Source organism: Paenibacillus luteus, from assembly GCF_006542765.1.
Classification (GTDB): Bacteria; Bacillota; Bacilli; order Paenibacillales; family Paenibacillaceae; genus Pristimantibacillus; species Pristimantibacillus luteus.
The window spans coordinates 1-914 of sequence record NZ_SKCD01000076.1; the positions used below are offsets into that span (position 1 = coordinate 1).

A 914-nucleotide genomic window follows, 5' to 3' on the forward strand; every position below is an offset into this window, starting at 1 on the left:
TTTCCCCATTCGGAAATCCTCGGATCAATGCCTGCTTACGGCTCCCCGGGGCGGTATCGTTGTTCGCCACGTCCTTCTTCGGCTCCTGGTGCCTAGGCATCCTCCGTGCGCTCTTACTAGCTTAACCATATGCTCAGGTGATTCGGCTTAACCGCCGTTTTCATTTTGTTTCTCTGATCTCCTAAGACATCAAGTGGTTGAAACAAAACGAAAAGAAGTCGGATTAATCTCGAACACCTTTCGCTTACAATAAAAACAGCTTAAAGGATGTTTCAGCAATTTCTTTTCTTTCGTTATCCAGTTTTCAAGGTGCAATTGTTAAAGATTATTGGTGGAGCCAAGCGGGATCGAACCGCTGACCTCCTGCTTGCAAGGCAGGCGCTCTCCCAGCTGAGCTATGGCCCCATATTAAGTTACGAGCTCTGATGAATTATAGTGGTGGGCCTTAGTGGACTCGAACCACCGACCTCACCCTTATCAGGGGTGCGCTCTAACCAGCTGAGCTAAAGGCCCTTAATTCTCATTGTTCGTATAAAGGTGTAACATAACACCTGCTTGGCGACGTCCTACTCTCCCAAGACCCTGCGGTCTAAGTACCATTGGCGCTGGAGGGCTTAACGGTCGTGTTCGGTATGGGAACGCGTGGTTCCCCTCCGCCATCGCCACCAAACGGATGACTTAACGTTGAAAGATGGTTTCCAATCCCCTCGAAAGGGAACGGTTACTCTTTCAAAACTGACAACGAGTAAGCGATAAACTGCCACGTTTATCCGAACCTCATCGGGTTCGGGTATTTCCTTAGAAAGGAGGTGATCCAGCCGCACCTTCCGATACGGCTACCTTGTTACGACTTCACCCCAATCATCTACCCCACCTTCGACGGCTAGCTCCCTTGCGGGTTACCCCACCGGCTT

Annotated in this window: 2 tRNA genes and 3 rRNA genes; all 5 read right to left on the bottom strand. The window is 50.2% G+C overall.

The window, feature by feature from the left end:
• Positions 1 to 127 (bottom strand): 23S ribosomal RNA (locus tag E0496_RS31935); the annotation flags it as partial.
• Between the two features lie 202 nt (positions 128 to 329).
• Positions 330 to 405 (bottom strand) — tRNA-Ala (locus tag E0496_RS31940).
• A gap of 31 nt (positions 406 to 436) precedes the next feature.
• Positions 437 to 513 (bottom strand) — tRNA-Ile (locus E0496_RS31945).
• 40 nt (positions 514 to 553) lie between these two features.
• Positions 554 to 670 (bottom strand): 5S ribosomal RNA (gene rrf, locus E0496_RS31950).
• Positions 671 to 802: 132 nt separating this feature from the next.
• Positions 803 to 914 (bottom strand): 16S ribosomal RNA (locus E0496_RS31955); the annotation flags it as partial.